The organism is Halioglobus japonicus (assembly GCF_001983995.1).
In the GTDB taxonomy this organism is placed as follows: Bacteria; Pseudomonadota; Gammaproteobacteria; order Pseudomonadales; family Halieaceae; genus Halioglobus; species Halioglobus japonicus.
The window spans coordinates 2,576,209-2,594,554 of record NZ_CP019450.1; the positions used below are offsets into that span (position 1 = coordinate 2,576,209).

Annotated in this window: 14 protein-coding genes and 1 pseudogene; 11 read left to right on the plus strand and 4 right to left on the minus strand. The window is 58.3% G+C overall.

Annotated elements, in window-relative coordinates; genetic code table 11:
• Window positions 1-235 precede the first annotated feature (235 nt).
• The 7 genes from BST95_RS12235 to clpA all read left to right on the plus strand — a co-directional run bounded on the left by BST95_RS12235 (window position 236) and on the right by clpA (window position 10,627).
• Window positions 236-1,135 carry a MurR/RpiR family transcriptional regulator gene (locus tag BST95_RS12235; protein WP_084199783.1) on the plus strand — a complete coding sequence of 300 codons (900 nt, stop codon included), beginning with the start codon at window positions 236-238 and terminating at the stop codon, window positions 1,133-1,135.
• Window positions 1,128-2,576 (plus strand): putative basic amino acid antiporter YfcC, encoded by a 1,449-nt coding sequence (gene yfcC, locus BST95_RS12240; protein ID WP_205737270.1) that lies wholly within the window; start codon window positions 1,128-1,130, stop codon window positions 2,574-2,576. Before BST95_RS12235 ends, yfcC begins: the two co-directional genes overlap by 8 nt.
• Window positions 2,577-2,584: 8 nt before the next feature.
• Window positions 2,585-3,727 carry a beta-aspartyl-peptidase gene (gene iadA, locus BST95_RS12245; RefSeq protein WP_084199784.1) on the plus strand — a complete coding sequence of 381 codons (1,143 nt, stop codon included), beginning with the start codon at window positions 2,585-2,587 and terminating at the stop codon, window positions 3,725-3,727.
• Window positions 3,728-3,759: 32 nt separating this feature from the next.
• Window positions 3,760-6,555 carry a TonB-dependent receptor gene (locus BST95_RS12250; protein WP_084199785.1) on the plus strand — a complete coding sequence of 932 codons (2,796 nt, stop codon included), beginning with the start codon at window positions 3,760-3,762 and terminating at the stop codon, window positions 6,553-6,555.
• 11 nt (window positions 6,556-6,566) lie between these two features.
• Window positions 6,567-7,820 carry a cyanophycinase gene (locus BST95_RS12255; RefSeq protein WP_146004168.1) on the plus strand — a complete coding sequence of 418 codons (1,254 nt, stop codon included), beginning with the start codon at window positions 6,567-6,569 and terminating at the stop codon, window positions 7,818-7,820.
• 180 nt (window positions 7,821-8,000) lie between these two features.
• Entirely contained in the window at window positions 8,001-8,324 is a 324-nt protein-coding gene (clpS, locus tag BST95_RS12260) for an ATP-dependent Clp protease adapter ClpS (protein WP_066058981.1), read from the plus strand.
• 17 nt (window positions 8,325-8,341) lie between these two features.
• Window positions 8,342-10,627: an ATP-dependent Clp protease ATP-binding subunit ClpA gene (gene clpA / locus BST95_RS12265; RefSeq protein WP_084199789.1), complete on the plus strand. Its 2,286-nt coding sequence runs from the start codon at window positions 8,342-8,344 to the stop codon at window positions 10,625-10,627.
• Window positions 10,628-10,649: 22 nt separating this feature from the next.
• Here the strand turns inward: clpA and infA are convergent, their stop codons facing one another.
• The 4 genes and pseudogenes from infA to trxB form a co-directional block, all read right to left on the minus strand.
• Window positions 10,650-10,868, minus strand: a complete 219-nt coding sequence (infA, locus tag BST95_RS12270) for a translation initiation factor IF-1 (RefSeq protein ID WP_027948202.1) — start codon at window positions 10,866-10,868, stop codon at window positions 10,650-10,652.
• 131 nt (window positions 10,869-10,999) lie between these two features.
• Complete coding sequence (locus BST95_RS12275) at window positions 11,000-11,710, minus strand: arginyltransferase (RefSeq protein WP_066058988.1); 711 nt, start codon at window positions 11,708-11,710, stop codon at window positions 11,000-11,002.
• Window positions 11,707-12,536 (minus strand): annotated as a pseudogene (gene aat / locus BST95_RS12280) (leucyl/phenylalanyl-tRNA--protein transferase). Before aat ends, BST95_RS12275 begins: the two are co-directional and overlap by 4 nt.
• Window positions 12,508-13,455, minus strand: coding sequence for a thioredoxin-disulfide reductase (gene trxB / locus BST95_RS12285; RefSeq protein ID WP_084199791.1), 948 nt, complete (start codon window positions 13,453-13,455; stop codon window positions 12,508-12,510). Before trxB ends, aat begins: the two are co-directional and overlap by 29 nt.
• 248 nt (window positions 13,456-13,703) lie before the next feature.
• Here trxB and BST95_RS12290 point away from each other — a divergent pair, with 248 nt between their 5' ends.
• The 4 genes from BST95_RS12290 to crcB are packed head-to-tail and all read left to right on the plus strand — an operon-like array spanning window position 13,704 to window position 18,321.
• Entirely contained in the window at window positions 13,704-15,989 is a 2,286-nt protein-coding gene (locus tag BST95_RS12290) for a DNA translocase FtsK (protein ID WP_084201158.1), read from the plus strand.
• 3 nt (window positions 15,990-15,992) lie between these two features.
• The gene (gene lolA / locus BST95_RS12295) at window positions 15,993-16,622 is read left to right on the plus strand and encodes an outer membrane lipoprotein periplasmic chaperone LolA (RefSeq protein WP_084199793.1); all 630 of its coding nucleotides are present in this window, start codon (window positions 15,993-15,995) and stop codon (window positions 16,620-16,622) included.
• Window positions 16,612-17,928, plus strand: a complete 1,317-nt coding sequence (locus BST95_RS12300) for a replication-associated recombination protein A (RefSeq protein ID WP_084199794.1) — start codon at window positions 16,612-16,614, stop codon at window positions 17,926-17,928. The genes lolA and BST95_RS12300 overlap by 11 nt, the downstream gene beginning before the upstream one ends.
• Before the next feature lie 18 nt (window positions 17,929-17,946).
• Entirely contained in the window at window positions 17,947-18,321 is a 375-nt protein-coding gene (crcB, locus tag BST95_RS12305; RefSeq protein WP_084199796.1) for a fluoride efflux transporter CrcB, read from the plus strand.
• Window positions 18,322-18,346: the final 25 nt, after the last annotated feature.

Genomic DNA, 18,346 nt, shown 5'->3' on the forward strand with positions numbered 1-18,346 from the left:
AGGAGTGAGTTTAGGTACACATTTCTGTTATATCCAGAAACATTTAATGCCTAGGGGCATTGCCCGGGTTTTTTTTGCCCGGGGTGGCGTTATTTCGCAGAATATACATTCGGTTGCCATCTTAAGTCATTGAAATTAGGAAGCTAAATAGTTCTTTCACAATTACACTGGCAGTGGAGTAAATATTTCACGCCAGCTCTTTACATGAAATAAAACTTTCAAATAGGATTAACCCATGAAAAATAACGACGCAAAATCAAGCGCTATAGGGAGTGCGGGCACATCGGCTCGGGACAAGCTGCTAGCGTCTGCAGCCACGCTCTCGCGGCAGCAGCAGGTCATTGCTGATTTTTTGCTCAACCACTTGCAGGAAATTCCTTTTCTTTCGGTCATGGAGGTCGCGGAGCGCACCGGTACCTCCGAGGCGACCGTCGTCAGATTAAGCCAGCGCATCGGATACGACGGCTACGCCCAGCTGAAAATGGCCCTGGTGGAGATGTTGCGCGATGACATCAGTGACGGCGCAGCACCTTCGCGAGGCCACGCTGATCTCGACCTGGGCAAGGATGTTCTGGCGGCGATGTCGAGGCTGGAAATCCAGAACATCGAGCGGACACTCCAGCGCATCGATCGCCGCGACTTTGACGCGGCAGCTGCGATCCTCGCCGATGCCGATCACGTCTTCACATTCGGGCTGGGCATCTCGGCGCATCTGGCGGGGCTTGCGTCCTATTTATTTACGGAGCACGGCGTGCGCAGCACCGCACTGGACGCCCGCTTCACATCACCGCGTGAGCAGCTGGTGGTATTGCGCCCTGGGGATGTGGTGCTGGGTATGTCTTTCCCTCCGTATTCCCAGGAAACCATCGAGGTATTGCAGGAGGCGAGGGCGCGTGAGCTGCAAACCGTCGTGATCACGGATCGCGCCACTGCACCTGCGGCGGCATTTGCCAGCGCGCCCTTATTAGTGGCTTGTGATGGCATGACCTTTACCAATACCACCGCTTCCGTCGATGTCGTGCTCAATGCCCTGGCGGTCAAAGTCGCGTCCGCGCAACAGGACCAGAGCATGGAGGTGATCGGCCGCATTAACGAGATCCTCGCTGAAGAGGGTAATCGGGGGAGCCGTGACTGATCAGCCTGTGACTACCTTGCCCACCCGAATGCCAGACACCTATCTGGTGATCGGCGCCGTCGCGCTGCTGGTGTTCGTACTATCACTGTTAATCGATCCCGGGGTGTTCGATGTTCGCGAAGTCGCCGTCGGCGACAGCACCCGCGAGGTTATTGACCCCGACAGTTTCCGCCGTGTGCCCGAGGCGGGCGGGGCGAGTCTATTCAGCACCGATGATCGACCGGGCCTGTTCAACGCACTATACGAAGGGCTGGTTTCAGGCAGTCGTATGGGCGGCGCCGTGGGTATCATGGCGTTTATTCTCATCACCGGCGGAAGTTTTGGTGTGGTGATGGCTTCAGGTGCAATCCACCGCGGTTTGGGGCGAATCATCGCCGGTCAACGACTGACTGGCGGGGCATTCATCGCCGTCCTGTTCGTGATTTTTTCCCTGAGTGGCGCTGTCTTCGGTATGGGTGAGGAAGTAATTCCCTTCGTGCTGATGTTGCTGCCTGTAATGCTGAGCATGGGCTACGACCGGGTATCCGTCGTGCTGGTGACCTACGCGGCGACCCAGATCGGTTTCGCGACATCCTGGATGAACCCGTTTAGCGTGGCGATCGCCCAGGGCATTGCCGATGTGCCGCTGTTGAGTGGTATGCCGCTGCGCATGGGTATCTGGTGTCTGTTCACCGGGCTGGGGCTGGCGTTTTGCCTGCGCTATGCCGGTGCTCATCGCGGGGCGCCGCAGGCCGCTGGTGCAGATGAGCAGACCGCGCCAACACTCTCCCTGGGCGATCGCCTGGTACTGCTGGCGCTACTCGGGACCGTGGTGTGGGTCAGTTGGGGGGTTATCGCCCAGGGCTACTACCTGCCGGAAATTGCGACCCAGTTCGCCATATTAGGTGTTGCCAGTGGGGTTATTGCGGTGGTGTTCAGGCTCGATGGCATGACGGCCAATAGCGCGATGGCAGCGTTTCGTAAAGGTGCTGCAGATTTGCTGCCGGCCGCCCTGGTTGTCGGCTTTGCCCGCGGTATTGTCTATCTCATGGGGGGCGATGATCCTGCGACTCCCAGTATTCTCAACACCCTGCTGCACGCTGGCAGCGTTGCGCTGGCAGGGCTGCCCGACTGGCTCGCAGCCTGGTTCATGCTGCTCGGTCAGAGTGTGTTCAACTTTTTCGTGACCTCCGGCTCCGGCCAGGCGGCGCTGACCATGCCGTTAATGGCGCCTATGGCGGACTTGCTCGGTATTGAGCGCCAGGTGGCCGTGCTGGCTTTCCAGCTTGGCGATGGTCTGACCAATATGCTGGTGCCTACTTCTGCGGCACTCATGGGCTGCCTCGGTGCCGCCAAACTCGACTGGCTCGACTGGGTCCGCGCGGTTGCGCGACTCTACGGATGGCTGCTGTTACCCGCCAGCGTCAGTGTCATCGGCGCCGTGCTCTTCGGATATCAATAGGAATTTTCATGCTCACGCTGATTCGCGATGCAGAACTTTACACTCCCGAAGCCCTTGGGCGGCGGGACATCCTTATCGCACGCGAGCGTATTGTCGAAATCGCCGAACGTATCGAGCTGTCAGGTTCTCCAGTGGACGTGATTGATGCGGGCGGTCGGACGGTATGGCCTGGTTTTGTAGATGCCCTGACGCACCCCGCCGGTGGCGGAGGTGAAGGAGGCTACGGGAATCGGACCAGGGAAATCGACGCCGAGAGTTTTATCGCCGCCGGTATTACCACGCCTATCGGTGCCCTGGGCACCGATGCGGTGACGCGCTCGCTCGACGTACTTTTTGGCAAGGTCATGGAGCTGCGCGCCAAGGGGCTGGCGGCGTTCATGTACAGTGGTTCTTACCGCTTGCCCGCAGTGACACTGACCGGTGATGTGGTTCGAGATCTGGTACTGATTGAACCTGTGATTGGTGTAGGCGAGGTGGCCATCGCCGATCATCGAGGTTCACAACCGTCTGCTGCGGAACTGCGCCGACTGGCGGCGGATACCCGCCTCGGTGGCACCATCAGCGGCAAGGGTGGCACGGTTATGTTGCACCTGGGCGACGGCCCGGGGCGACTGCAGGTGATGCGAGCCGCGCTGGAGAACAGTGATCTCGCTGCCCACAGTTTTTATCCTACACATTGCAACCGCAGCCAGGCGTTACTCGAGGAGAGTTTTCGCCACGCGGTTGCAGGTGGTTGGATCGACCTGACTGCATCAACCATTCCCGAGTTTATTGAGGCCGGCGAGGTGTCTGTCCTGGAGACGCTGTCGCAGGCGTTGGAGCAGGGCGTACCGCTAGACCGGCTGACGGTGTCATCGGACGCAGGGGGTTCACTGCCGCACTACGAAGGCGACCAGCTGCTTGGCTCAAAGGCGGCGTCGCCCGGGGTATTGCTGGAGCTGGCGCTACAGACCTTTAACGACTGTCAGTCACTTTTTTCTGCACTCCTGCCTGCGTTGACCGCAAACCCTGCCGCTGCGCTGGGGCTGACTGATCGCGGTGCGCTCGTCGCCGGCGGCTTCGCCGATTTATTGCTGCTCGACACATCCGGCCGCTCCCTGGCTGGCGTGATGGCTAATGGCCGTTGGCTGCAGACACCTGATTCTTTTTAAAAAACACCACACTTCTCTGAGGATACACATTCATGAAACGCGCTTTCGATCTCTATAAACGGCGTCCACTCAGCCTTGCCTGTGCAAGTGCTGTTGCATTACTAATCCAGAACCCTGCCTCCTGGGCGGAGGAAGCCGTGGAGGAGGTGCTGGTTACCGGAACCCATATCAAGGGCCTGGACTTGAAAGGCGGCACTCAGGCGGTGCAACTGACGCGTGAGGATATTCTGGAGTCTGGCGCACAGCGCATCGGCGAGTTAATGCAGGATCTGACCATTACCGGTGGCGGCACGGGAACATTTACAACATCTACCGCAGGCGCGCTGTCAGGGGATACACCTGTTGGCGCCTCAGCTGTGTCACTGCGTGGTCTTGGAACCGGTTCGACACTCACCCTGATCAACGGGCGCCGCTCATCGGTGAGTGCGTTTGCCAATGGCCAGGCATCCTTTATTGACGTGAACTCGATTCCCGGATCGGCTATCGAGCGTGTCGAGATTCTTCCCAGCGGCGCGTCCGCGACCTACGGCGCAGATGCGGTAGCAGGCGTCGTCAACTACGTGCTGCGTGAAGACTATGAGGGCTTCGAGATTTCCGGTTCTTACGGAGATTCCACCGAGAGCACTGACGAGGGCCGCTACAATCTAAATATGGTGTTTGGCGGTGGGAATGAGCAGCATCGCTTTATGGGTATTGTTGACTACTACAAGCGCAATGCCATGTACGATCGTGACCGCGATGTGAGTGCGGAATCATTAAGGCCCAGCCAGCAGGGCTTCCACCCCTCATTCAACGACCTGTTCTGGATGTTCTACGACCAGACCGAAGAACCCCAGGATGGCGGCTGTGCTGCCGATGATTTCGGTTTCGGCAATTTTGGTGAGTTCTGTGAGGTGAATACCAATGCGTTTACCTCGGTGATGGACAACTACGAAAGCGTGGGCGGCGTATTCACCTACCAGTTCAATATCAACGATTCGACAACCTGGTTTAACGAAGTGCTTTATCAGAGCACCGAATCTGACGGCACCAGTTCGCCGGCCAACTTCTCGCGCGCACCATTTGACCCCGAGAGCCCTCTGTGGCCCCAGGCGCTGATCGATGACATGGTAGAAGAGGGCAGCTTCGAAGGGCTGGAAGACTGGACCGACTTCTACGGTTTCCCGATTTATGGCTGGGGCAAGTTCCCCGAGCCCCGTGCTGTCAGTGTGGAATCGGAAACCTATCGGATTGTATCCGGCATAGAAATGGATTTTGACTCCGGTTGGAATCTTGAGTCTGCACTGACCTACGGCTCTAACGAATCCGAGCAAAAGGGCAGTAGTGGCCTGTTTGTGTCTGAAGCCTTCTACGACGCCAGCTTGGGCAATCTCTGTGCGGATGGTACTCTCGTGAATCGTTGGGATGTAAACCCCGCACGGCCGAGCGCTTCCTTTGTTGGCGACACCTGCGAAGACATCGGCAAAACCACCCTGTGGTACAACCCCTTTGGTGGCCAGACCAGTCAGGCTGAGGGTATCGACGAGTTCATTCGGACCGAGGCAGAGCGCAGCGGTGAGTCAGAAATGTACGCCATCGATCTGGTGACCTCTGGGCCGCTGTTCGATTTCAATGGTCGCGAAGTGCAGGGCGCCTTCGGCGCAGAGTGGCGCCATGAAGAAGTGAAAGACGTTCCCGCGGGGATTGCATTGGCGACTACCGGCAACCCCGAACCCATACTCGGGTTCAGTTCCACCTCTGCGGATGCGAAGCGTGATCAATGGGCCCTGTTTGCGGAATTCTACATTCCCCTCACAGACAACCTCGATCTGACGTTGGCGGGTCGCTACGACGATTACGATAGCTTCGGTGACGACTTTAACCCCAAAGTGGCACTGCGTTGGCAGCCTGTTGACAGCCTGATCCTGCGCAGCAACTACTCCACCTCGTATCGCGCGCCCTCGCTTGCGCAGGTCGGTGCAGGTACGCTGCTGAGTTCATTTACCGTAGATTGTGCTGAAACACCCGCAGCCTGCGGAGGTGATGCCAGCGCCGATGGTGAGAACCTGCTCTCTGAAGAGGTCGCCAATGACAACCTGAAGCCCGAGACGGCCGATACCTGGGGTGCAGGCTTCGTGTGGACGCCCACGGATAGCATTGATATCACTGTCGACTACTGGGATATCAGTTACGACGATGTTATTGGTATCGACGAGGACGACTTTATCCGCAGAGCCCTTGGCGGTGAGTTCCCCGTTGTTGGCGAGGGTGAGCTACCCACCGGTACCGCGGGTCTGGAAGTGGAGGGTGACTTTGTTATCGATGCGCACTTTGAGCTGACCAACCTGGGCTATGAAGATGTTCGTGGCGTGGACCTTACATACACCCAGTCGCTGGATGTAGGACCGGGTGTCTTGACCCTGATTGCCGACGCAACCTACCTGCTCGAGTACGAGCGCCGCGCCTCTGATGCCTCGCCCGTCATCGATGAGGTGGGTGATTTCCGCTACCCGGAGTGGCTGGCGAATGCCAAGGTGCGCTACAGCATGGATCGTTGGGGCGGGTCACTGGGCTTGCGCTACACCGATGGTTACAAGGATGATCCCTCCAATCGCACGCTGGAGGCCGTCGGTCTTCCCGCAGACGCCACCGTGGATGTGGATTCCTGGACCGTGTTTGACCTCAACCTGTACTACGATGTGAACGAACATAACTATCTGCAGTTAACCGTGCGCAATATGTTCGATGAAGAACCGCCAGAGGTGCTGGGCCTTAGCTCGAACGTGGATTACATCAATCATGACTCCCTGGGTCGCTATGTTACCTTGCGCTACACCTACGTGTTCTGAGGGGTAGCCGCGTGAAAACATTGCTATCAATGTGGGTTCTCCTGCTGTGCAGTTTGCCTGTGGCGGCTGCACCGGCAGAGGCTAATGCCAACAAAGGGACGTTGGTCATCGCCGGTGGTGCCGTCAGGGCGGATAACGCTGATGTGTTTGGCGCGTTTATCCGCGCGCTGCCGGCCAATGGCCCGGTTGTCATTGTGCCCGCCGCCAGTGGACAGCCTTCGCGCTCGGCTCGCGACGTTGCAGACAGTCTCACAGCCTTTGGCGTGAACGCCGACCGGCTGACGGTGTTTCCCGTGGCCCTGCGCGATGACTCCACTACAGAGGATGTGGACGAGAGTCGATGGCAGGAGCACGCCTGGGACGAGCAGCGGGTTGCGCTGGTGCGCGACGCTGCCGGGTTCTGGTTTACCGGCGGTGACCAGATGCGCATTGTCTCTTTGCTGCGCAGCGAGAGCGGACAATTGTCGCCGCTATTGAGCTTAATTCATCAGCGCTTGCAGGCCGGCGCTGTGGTGGGAGGAACCTCTGCCGGCGCCGCCATTATGAGCGAGCGCATGATTACCGGTGGCGATAGCTTTACCGCACTGATCGAGCCGGGCCCGGTGGATTATGAAGCCATAGAGGAGCAGGAAAGCGGCCACCTCAGTATGACGGCCGGTCTTGGTTTTCTCAGCCAGGGATTGGTCGATCAACACTTTGATCGCAAGGCGCGTCTGGGGCGCCTGGTCCGCGCCCTGGATCTCGCGGACGCAGCATGGGGGTATGGTGTCGATGAAGATACGGCGATGGTGGTTGAGCTTGCCAGCGGCCGCGCCTCGGTGGTGGGCAGCGGTAGCATTACCGTGCTCGACGCGGGCAACGCCCGTTATCACTGGCCGGGGCCGCAGTTGGCCCGCACCCTGCAGTTGAGCCTGTATCCCGCTGGGAGTAGGTTCGACTTGGCAACCGGGAAGCCGCTGACGATTGTCGGTGACCCGACAGTCGGGGAGGAATATTTTGGTCACAGCCTGCGCGCAGGCGGTGGTATGGCATTCCCCAATCAGACACTTGAACAAATGTTAGGCAACGATTTGCTGGATAACCGGGCCGCACAGGAACTGCGCCGCTGGAGCATCGATGCTCGGGGCCAGGCGTTGGTCTACGTATTTCGCCAGACGGCTCAGAGTGCAGGTTACTGGGGCAGGGTAGCCGGTGCCAGCAGATACACTATTACCGCGGTCGACTTCAGTATTGACCGCATTCAGGTGACCGCGCCCACCGATTGACCGATTTGAACGCTCCAGTGAGGTCTTTTTGAGGCCTCACTTTCCCTCCCATCCAGCTACACTGAGTCTCATTGCTACCCCTTGAAAAGGCGGGTATTGTATCCATATCCAGTAGTTGAAGACGCAACAACAGTAGTGAGCAGTATCTTGGAGTACATTCGGAGCAACACAACCATACGCATGGGTGAGGAGCAGCACGACTCCGACGGCGGCCTCGCACTCGAGGAGAGCAAACCGGAACTTAAGCGCCCACCGCTGTTCAAAGTTGTCCTGATTAACGACGATTACACGCCTATGGAATTTGTCGTGGAAGTCCTGGAGACCTTCTTCAGGATGAACCGCGAACAGGCCACGCACGTAATGCTCACTGTGCATACCCAGGGAAAAGGGGTATGCGGTATTTTCACCCGCGACATTGCCGAGACCAAGGCGGCGCAGGTGAATCAGTACGCCAGGGAAAATGAACACCCCCTGTTGTGCGAGATCGAAGCATCTGAAGGTTAGGAACCCGGGAGAGGTATATGCTGAGTAATGACCTGGAACAGTCACTGAATGACGCTTTCCGCAGTGCGCGGTCCAAGCGGCACGAGTTCATGACCGTAGAGCATTTATTGCTGGCGTTGCTGGACAACAACGACGCCATCCGGGTGTTAAAGGCCTGTGGCGCCGATATCGGTGGGCTGCGCGGCGACCTGGTAGAGTTTGTCGATGCAACTACACCGCTGATTCCCGAGGAAGAGGAAGACCGCGACACGCAGCCAACGCTCGGCTTCCAGCGCGTGCTGCAGCGCGCCGTTTTCCACGTGCAGTCATCCGGTAAGAGTGAGGTCACCGGGGCCAATGTGCTGGTGGCGATCTTCAGTGAATCTGAAAGCCAGGCCGTGTTCTTCCTGAAAACCCAGAATGTGGCGCGCCTGGATGTGGTCAACTACATCACCCACGGTATTTCCAAGGTCGAGGGCGAGGGTGATTCCTCGGAGGCTGAACATTCCACCGGTGGCGAAGAGGCCATCGGCGAAGAGGCGGACAGCAACCCCCTGGACAGCTTTGCCACCAACCTCAACAAGGAAGCGGCCGAAGGACACATTGACCCTCTGATCGGGCGCGCACCGGAAGTGGAACGAGTGGCCCAGATTCTGGCCCGGCGGCGCAAGAACAACCCGCTGTTGGTGGGAGAGTCGGGCGTGGGCAAGACCGCGATTGTCGAGGGTCTGGCCAAGAAGATTGTCGACGGTGAGGTGCCGGAGACGTTGAAAGATGCGGTGGTCTATTCCCTGGATCTGGGCTCACTGCTGGCGGGCACCAAGTACCGCGGCGATTTTGAGAAGCGCTTCAAGGGTTTGCTTGCGGAGCTGAAAAAGCGCGATCACGCGATTCTGTTCATCGACGAAGTACACACGATTATCGGCGCTGGCGCCGCTTCTGGTGGGGTGATGGACGCCTCGAATCTGCTTAAGCCGCTGCTGAGTTCCGGCAAGTTGCGCTGTGTGGGCTCAACCACCTTCCAGGAGTACCGCGGCATTTTCGACAAGGACAAAGCCCTGAGCCGTCGCTTCCAGAAAGTCGACGTCATGGAGCCCTCTGTCGAAGACGCCTACAAGATTCTCAAGGGACTCAAGTCCCGGTTTGAGGAGCACCACGGGCTGCGCTACACCGACAAGGCACTGAAGGTCGCCACTGAACTCTCAGATCGCTATATTACCGACCGTTTTCTGCCGGACAAAGCCATCGATGTAATAGACGAGGCAGGGGCCTATCAGCAACTGCAAAGTGCTTCCAAACGCAAGAAAGTGATCGGCGTGGGCGACATTGAGTCAGTGATTGCAAAGATTGCCCGTATTCCTCCCAAAACCGTGTCGTCCGACGACAAGGAAGTACTGCAGAAACTGGAGAAGAATCTGCAGATGGTGGTGTTCGGTCAGGATCAGGCGATCTCCAGCCTGGCCACTTCGATCAAACTCGCCCGGGCCGGGCTCAAGGCTGCGGACAAGCCAATCGGCTCTTTCCTGCTGGCCGGTCCCACCGGTGTGGGCAAAACCGAGGTGACGCGCCAGCTGGCAATGCAGCTGGGTCTGGAGTTAATCCGCTTCGATATGTCCGAGTATATGGAGCGCCACACTGTGTCGCGGCTGATCGGTGCGCCTCCCGGCTATGTGGGTTTCGACCAGGGCGGGCTGTTAACTGACGCCGTCACCAAGAATCCTCACGCGGTAGTGCTGCTTGATGAGATCGAAAAAGCACACCCGGAAGTGTTCAATCTGCTGTTGCAGGTGATGGATCACGGTTCGCTGACCGACAATAACGGTCGCAAAGCGGATTTCCGCAACGTTATCCTGATTATGACCACCAATGCCGGCGCAGAGAATATCAGCCGCCGTACTATTGGTTTCACCCAGCAGGATCACAGCACGGATGGCCTCGAGGCGATCAACCGGATGTTTACCCCCGAATTCCGCAACCGCCTGGACTCCATTGTCCAGTTCGAGCCTCTCGATGAAGCGGTGATTCTCACGGTGGTGGATAAATTCCTCACCGAACTGCAGGGCCAGCTGGATGAGAAACGCGTGACTATCGATGTCGATGAAGATGCGCGTTTGTGGCTGGTCGAAAAAGGCTACGACCGGAATATGGGCGCGCGTCCCATGGCCCGCATTATCCAGGAACATATCAAGAAGCCCCTGGCGGAGCTGGTCCTGTTTGGCGAACTCGCTCAGTCAGGCGGCACTGCGCTCGTCCGCCTGAATAAGGCGGACGATAAGCTGGATGTTCTGGTAGAAGAGGAAGAGGTGGAGCTGGCTGAGAGTTGAGATGCCTCAGTCAGCGACCTGATTAACGCTCGCGGTAGGTAATGCGGCCTTTGGTCAGGTCATAGGGCGTCAGTTCGACGCGAACCTTGTCGCCGGTGAGAATGCGGATGTAGTTCTTGCGCATTTTGCCGGAGATGTGTGCGGTTACCACGTGACCATTTTCCAGTTGGACCCGGAACGTGGTGTTGGGAAGGGTGTCGATCACCTCGCCTTCCATTTCAATCTGGTCTTCTTTCGCCATGCGGCAGTATTCCTCGGATGAAAATAAGGGGCGCATTTTGCCTCAAAGCCAGGCGATGCGCCACCGCAAAAAGCGTGAAATTGTCTCCGGGAATCGCGATAGGGCGCGCAGGTGCGAGCCCGTGGCCTGCCTCAGGTAAGCAGGCTCCAGCGGCCGTTGAGATAGAGCTCCAGAGGGCGATACTCCGACTTGTAGCTCATCTTGCGGCAATTCTTGATCCAGTAGCCCAGGTAGAGGTAGTCCAGGCCGAGTTCCCGGGTGCGCTCTATCTGCCACAGAATCGCATAGCGCCCCAGGCTGCGGTCGACCAGGTCGGGGTCGAAGAACGTGTAAATGGCCGATAAGCCATCCAGTAACTCGTCCACGACCGAGATCGCTGTGAGTTGGCCGCCGTGGTAAAAGCGGTAGTAGCGTGTGCATTCCCAGGCATTGTCGAGAAATGACTGATACTGTTCGCGATCGGGCGGATACATATCGCCGTCGGCGTGACGCTGTTCGATGTAGCGCTGGTAAAGCCCGAAGGCTGAGTGATCGCGGATATCGCTGGTGACTTCCACTTCCAGGTCGGTATTGCGTTTCAGGGCCCGCTTCTGGTTCCGGTTGGGCTTGAAACGTTTCACGGGAATGCGCGCGGGAATACAGGCATCGCAGCTGGAGCAGTGAGGGCGGTACAGGTGGTTGCCGCTGCGCCTGAACCCCAGTACCGACAGGTTGCTGTAAAGACCTTGATCAATCTCCTGGCGCGGGTCTACGAACAACGTCGTAGCCTCCTGTTCCTCCAGGTAGCTACAGCTATGGGGGTAGGTCGTGTAGACCTTCAGGTCCCGCAGGGAAGACGTCACAACAATTCTCCACAAGTTGCCGGTAGGCGCCAGATCTCCGGATCATGCGCGACATCTATAGTGTCCCTAAGCCGCTGTTCGAAGTCTAGTCTGGGCATATTGAATGCCCCGAGACTGTTCAGGTGTTCGCTCTCTACCTGGCAGTCAATCAATTCAAAGCCGCCCCGTGTCAGAATGTTGACCAACCCCACCAGGGCAACTTTGGAAGCATCCGCCTCCAGACTGAACATGGACTCGCCAAAATACGCCCTGCCGATGGCAATACCATAGAGGCCCCCACCAGTTCACCGGCGGGGTTATATACCTCGACAGAGTGGGCGTGGCCGATGTGGTGCAGGTCGCAGTAGGCCGCCAGCATATTGTCGCCTATCCAGGTGCCCAGGCCGTCGCCGCGCAGCTGCGCACAGTGGCGCATCACTGATTCAAAGTGCAGGTCGACCGACAGCCGGAACCGATTGCGACGTAGGGTTTTGCGCAGCGAGCGCGAGATGTGCAGTTGCCCGGGCAGCAATACAGAGCGGGGATCTGGCGTCCACCACAGCACCGGCTGGGGTTCTTCGTACCATGGGAATATACCGTGCCGGTAGGCTTCCAGCAGCCGCCTGGGCGACAGATCACCGCCCACTGCGAGCAGACCGTTGGGGTAATCCAGGGCCTCGCCCGTGGGCGGGAAGGGCTCGTTGTCGGCAAGTTGGCTGATAGCGCGCATACACGCATTATACGCGCCCGTGACTTTGCGGGGCACGAAGTCACAAAAAAGGGCCGCAGAGGCGGCCTTTTTGACGAAACACAGGCTGTTAGAGGTTGTCGAGATACTTCTCGGCATCCAGCGCCGCCATGCAGCCGAAGCCCGCAGAGGTGACGGCCTGGCGATAAACGTGATCGCCGACGTCGCCTGCGGCAAAGACACCCGGCACGCTGGTGCTGGTGGCGTTGCCATCCAGACCGCTCTTGATGACGATGTAACCGTCTTTCATGTCAAGTTGGTTGACGAACATATCCGTGTTGGGCTTGTGGCCAATGGCTATGAACACGCCCGCCAGGTCGATGTCCTGGGTGCTGTCGTCTTTCACTGACTTGATGCGCATGCCGGTTACGCCGGAATCGTCACCGAGGACTTCATCGAGGGTATGGTCCCACATGATGGTGACCTTGCCTTCTTTCTCCTTGGCGAACAGGCGGTCCTGCAGCACTTTCTCGGAGCGCAGGGCGTCGCGGCGGTGAACCAGGGTGACGTGCTCGGCGATATTGGCAAGGTACAGCGCTTCCTCTACAGCGGTGTTGCCACCGCCAATCACTGCAACGTTTTTGCTGCGGTAAAAGAAACCGTCACAGGTGGCACAGGCGGATACGCCTTTACCCATAAAGGCTTCTTCGCTGGGCAGGCCCAGATACTGGGCGGAGGCGCCGGTGGCGATGATCATCGCGTCACAGGTGTAGCTGGAGGTGCCCTTGAGCACCATGGGGCGCGCTTCCAGATCGACCTCGTCGATATGGTCGAACACGATTTCCGTGTCAAAGCGCTCAACATGCTCCTGCATGTTCTGCATCAGTTCGGGTCCCTGCAGGTGCGCGTGGCCGCCGGGCCAGTTCTCTACCTCGGTGGTGGTGGTCAGCTGGCCACCTTGCTGCATACCGGTAATCACGACGGGATTGAGGTTTGCGCGGGCGGCGTAGACTGCGGCGGTATAGCCGGCGGGGCCACTGCCAAGGATGATCAGGGGAATATGTCTGGCTTCGCTCATTACTGCTGGTCCTGGATTGAGGTTGTGTTGGTTTCCGAAATGGGGGCGGACTATGGTAATTTAAAGGCAGGCGTCGGGCAAAGGCTCGGAGAATTCTAAAAGACAAACATAAGCCTTTGAATTAAATAAATAATTGAGCGACAATTAGTTGTCGCTATAGCATTTATAGCAACGCTTCATAGAAAAGCGTGGGCACAGGGACCAGGGACAATAACTACGTGGCAGAATCCACCGACAGCGAGACCTTTATGGGGCCAAGACTGCGCGAAGGGGCCTTTATTGGCGTGAGCGCCGTGTGCCTCTATCTGTTGCTGGCACTCGCAACTTACAGCGGCACTGATCCCGGCTGGTCAGCCAGTGGCAACGGCAGCGCTATTTCCAATCTGGGCGGCCCCACTGGCGCGTGGCTGGCAGACGTGTTTTTCTCCCTGGTTGGCTATGCGGCTTACCTGTTTCCCATTCTGCTGGCCTATCGCGCGCTAATCCTGCTGCTGGAGCGCAATAATCCCCATGGTTTCGACTGGCTCACGTTCGGCATTCGCACCCTGGGGCTGGTATTGGTTATGATTGCGGGCACAGCCCTGGCAGCCATGAACGATACCGGGCAGTCGTCCTTGCCGCAGGGCGCCGGCGGTATTCTCGGGCAGGCCATTGGCGGATCCTTTACGGTCGCGTTCAGTGCGGTTGGCAGCCGGCTGATTCTGCTGGCAGTGCTGTTATTCGGCATGACCATATTCACCGACCTCAGCTGGCTCAAGCTGATGGACAAGCTCGGCTCCTGGGCGATTACCGGTTTTGAGAAAAGCCGCGCGTGGGTCACGAAAACCTACGACGGGATTCGCGACAAGCGCGAGCGGGACAAGGCCGTGGAAGCGCGCAAGGTCGTCATTGAAGAGCACGTCGAAAAAGAGAAAAAGCGCAAACCGCCCAAGATCAAGCCGCTCAAGCCCAAGGCCGAAAAGTCCGAACGACTTGAGAAGGAAAAGCAGCAACCCCTGTTTGATGCGCCCGCCACCGGCGAATTGCCGCACCTGGAACTGCTCGACGCAGAGATCAAAGACCCGAACAAGGGCTATTCAAAAGAGGCGCTGGAGGCACTGTCGAAGCTGCTCGAACTCAAGCTCGCCGATTTCGGTGTCACCGCAGAGGTGACGGCGGTATACCCTGGGCCAGTGATTACACGCTTTGAAATCCAGCCGGCACCCGGCGTAAAGGTGTCGCGCATCTCCAATCTGGCCAAGGACCTGGCGCGTTCGCTGGCGGTTATATCAGTGCGGGTAGTGGAAGTGATTCCCGGCAAGTCCGTGGTGGGTATTGAAATCCCCAACGAAGACCGCGAGGTTGTGAATTTCCGCGAGGTGCTGTCTTCCAAGGCCTTTGATCAGTCCAAATCGCCGCTCACCCTGGCGCTGGGGCATGATATTTCCGGGCAACCGGTCTGTGCCGACCTGGCCAAGATGCCGCACCTGCTGGTGGCGGGCACCACCGGTTCGGGTAAATCTGTGGGCGTCAATGCCATGCTGCTCAGCCTGCTGTACAAGTCGGGTCCCGAGGACGTACGGCTGATTCTGGTCGACCCGAAGATGCTCGAACTCTCGGTTTATGACGGTATTCCACACCTGCTGACACCGGTGATTACTGACATGAAAGATGCGGCCAATGGTCTGCGCTGGTGTGTGGCTGAAATGGAGCGCCGTTATAAGCTGATGGCGGCCCTTGGGGTGCGCAACCTCGGCGGCTATAACCGCAAAATAGATGACGCCAAGAAAGCCGGCACCGAAATCCCCGATCCGCTGTGGACCCCGGATCCCATTTTTGCCGAAACCGACGAAGAGCAAACACCGCCGAACCTCGATCGTCTGCCCTCGATTGTGGTGGTGATTGATGAATTCGCCGACATGATGATGATCGTCGGTAAAAAAGTTGAAGAACTGATCGCGCGAATTGCCCAGAAGGCAAGGGCGGCCGGCATCCATTTGATTCTCGCCACGCAACGCCCCTCAGTGGATGTGATTACCGGCCTGATTAAGGCTAACGTGCCCACGCGTATCGCTTTCCAGGTGTCCTCGAAAGTGGATTCGCGCACCATTCTCGACCAGGGCGGGGCAGAGCAGTTGCTGGGTCACGGTGACATGCTGTACCTGCCGCCGGGTTCCGGTGTGCCCAATCGCGTCCACGGGGCATTCTGTTCCGATGAAGAAGTGCACCGGGTCGTCGCGGACTGGAAGAAGCGCGGTGAGCCGCTGTATATCGATGGACTGCTCGATGAGGGTGGCCAGACGCCGGTCACCGCCGGGGAACTCCAGGCCAATTCGTCAGACGAAGATAACGAGGGTGACGCGCTTTACGACGAGGCGGTTCATTACGTGACCCAGAGTCGTCGCGCCTCGATATCCAGCGTTCAGCGCAAGCTGCGCATTGGCTATAACCGCGCTGCACGCCTGATTGAGTCCATGGAGGCCGCGGGTGTCGTGAGTGAAATGGGTACCAACGGTCAGCGCGAAGTGCTCGCGCCGCCGCCAGTAGAAGACTAAGACATGATAGCCACACGCGTTCTGGCAATTGCCGTATTGGGCCTGTGCTTTGTAGCAGGCATTGTTCGTTCCGAGGAAGATCCCGCTGCGGCGCTCACTGCCCAGTTACAGGGGCTTACCCAGATGACCGGTCAATTTGTCCAGGACCAGTACGGCCCGGACTCAGACGAGTTGATCAGTGTTAGCAAAGGCAGCTTCAGCTTGTTGCGGCCAGGTTACTTTGCCTGGGATATTCAATCGCCCGACAGCCAGTTGATCATTGCCGATCTGGACTACGTCTGGCATTACGATCGGGATCTGGAAACGGTCACCCGCAGACCGGTGGACACCGGCACTACCGCTTCACCGCTGCAGGTCCTCGGTGGCGATATAGAAACGCTGCGCCAGAATTACAGCATTGCATCGCTCCCTGGCGGCGTGTTTCGCCTCGTTCCCCGGGGCGATCAGGCAGGATTCAAGGCGTTAACCCTGAGTCTGACAGGAGGCGCGCTCCAGGGCATGGAGGTCATCGATGGCCTCGGCCAGCGGCTGGATATCCGCTTTAGCGAGCTCACTACCGAAGCTGGCCTGACACCGGCAGATTTCGCGTTCACGCCGCCTGAGGGCGTAGACCTTTTCTATCATGAGCAATGACCTGTTTGCTGCAACCGAGGATCCCGGCTATCAGCCTCTGGCCGCACGACTGAGGCCTGTTGATCTCGAGACCTACGCCGGGCAGACCCACGTGCTTGCGCCAGGTAAACCGCTGCGGCGGGCCATCGATCAGCGCCACCTTCACTCCTGCATCTTCTGGGGCCCGCCGGGCGTGGGTAAAACCACCTTGGCGCGTATTGCTGCCCAGCAGGCAGATGCGCACTTCCTGCAGATTTCGGCGGTGTTATCCGGCGTTAAGGAAATTCGCGAGGCGATTGCCCAGGCGAGGCAGCACAAGGCCTCCGGCAAAGACACGGTGCTGTTTGTCGATGAGGTGCACCGCTTCAACAAGTCCCAACAGGATGCGTTTTTGCCCTATGTGGAGGACGGCACCGTTATTTTTATCGGTGCAACAACGGAAAACCCTTCCTTTGAACTCAACAATGCACTGCTATCGCGCTCGCGGGTCTACAAGCTGCGCTCCCTGGACAGTGGCGAATTGCTCGGTGTGCTGCAGCGAGGTGCTGCGCTACTCGGTGACGACATCCAGGTGTCGCAAGCCTGTCTCGAGCTCATTGCAGCCCAGGCGGACGGCGACGCCCGCCGGGCCCTCAATCTGCTGGAGCTGGCCGCTGATCTGGCCGATAACGGGGTTATTACCGAGGAAACCCTGGCGGAGGTGCTACAGGCCTCGCTGCGGCGTTTCGACAAGGGCGGCGACCTTTTTTACGACCAGATCAGCGCGTTGCACAAGTCGGTGCGGGGCAGTGCACCCGACGCGGCACTGTACTGGTTCTGCCGAATGCTCGACGGCGGCTGTGATCCTTTATATGTGGCTCGGCGCGTGGTGCGTATGGCCAGTGAAGACATCGGCAATGCCGACCCTCGCGCCCTGACAATCAGCCTGGACGCCTGGCAGGTACAGGAACGTCTTGGCAGCCCTGAGGGCGAGTTGGCTGTCGCCCAGGCCATTGTCTATCTATCCTGCGCTGCCAAAAGCAATGCAGTGTATAACGCCTATAACGCGGCCCGCAGCGAGATCGGCGCCGGCGACAGCGAGGAGGTGCCGCTGCACCTGCGCAACGCCTCCACCAACCTTATGAAAGACATGGATTACGGTGCGGAGTATCGCTACGCCCACGATGAGGAGGGCGGCTATGCCGCGGGGGAGAATTACTTCCCTGAGTTCCTGCGCGATCGCCAGTACTATTTCCCTGTCGATCGGGGTCTGGAAAAGAAAATTCAGGAAAAACTAGACTACCTGCGCGCGCGAGACAAAAGCAGTACAATACGCCGCTACGATTAAGCCACTCCGCCTGATCTCATGAAATACCTGCTGTTTATTGCCCTCGGCGGCGCTGCCGGTGCCGTGTCACGCTATCTGCTTGCAGGCTGGATTCACCAGCTGTGGGAAGGCCGCTGGCCCGTGGGAACGCTGCTGGTCAATATGGCAGGCTCCTTCGCTATCGGGGTCGTATTTGTCCTCGTCGAGCGACAGGTGGTTCACCCGGATTGGCGCGGAGTGCTTATGGTGGGCTTTCTGGGAGCGTTTACGACGTTCTCGACGTTCTCCCTGGAAACCATAGCCATGTTCGAGAACGGACACACGGCGCACGCCCTAGGTTATATGGCTGCTAGCGCCGTTTTGTGCGTTCTGATGGCTGGAATATCGATTCAATTGACGCGGGCGATTGTCTGAACCCGCTGACTGGTTAGTTTAGGAA

What these genes read in the sequence shown, in the direction of transcription:
- BST95_RS12235 (WP_084199783.1), top strand. Translation starts at nt 236, where the DNA reads ATGAAAAATAACGACGCAAAATCAAGCGCTATAGGGAGTGCGGGCACA.
- iadA (WP_084199784.1), top strand. Translation starts at nt 2,585, where the DNA reads ATGCTCACGCTGATTCGCGATGCAGAACTTTACACTCCCGAAGCCCTT.
- BST95_RS12250 (WP_084199785.1), top strand. Translation starts at nt 3,760, where the DNA reads ATGAAACGCGCTTTCGATCTCTATAAACGGCGTCCACTCAGCCTTGCC.
- clpS (WP_066058981.1), top strand. Translation starts at nt 8,001, where the DNA reads ATGGGTGAGGAGCAGCACGACTCCGACGGCGGCCTCGCACTCGAGGAG.
- clpA (WP_084199789.1), top strand. Translation starts at nt 8,342, where the DNA reads ATGCTGAGTAATGACCTGGAACAGTCACTGAATGACGCTTTCCGCAGT.
- infA (WP_027948202.1), bottom strand. Translation starts at nt 10,868, where the DNA reads ATGGCGAAAGAAGACCAGATTGAAATGGAAGGCGAGGTGATCGACACC.
- trxB (WP_084199791.1), bottom strand. Translation starts at nt 13,455, where the DNA reads ATGAGCGAAGCCAGACATATTCCCCTGATCATCCTTGGCAGTGGCCCC.
- BST95_RS12290 (WP_084201158.1), top strand. Translation starts at nt 13,704, where the DNA reads ATGGGGCCAAGACTGCGCGAAGGGGCCTTTATTGGCGTGAGCGCCGTG.
- lolA (WP_084199793.1), top strand. Translation starts at nt 15,993, where the DNA reads ATGATAGCCACACGCGTTCTGGCAATTGCCGTATTGGGCCTGTGCTTT.
- BST95_RS12300 (WP_084199794.1), top strand. Translation starts at nt 16,612, where the DNA reads ATGAGCAATGACCTGTTTGCTGCAACCGAGGATCCCGGCTATCAGCCT.
- crcB (WP_084199796.1), top strand. Translation starts at nt 17,947, where the DNA reads ATGAAATACCTGCTGTTTATTGCCCTCGGCGGCGCTGCCGGTGCCGTG.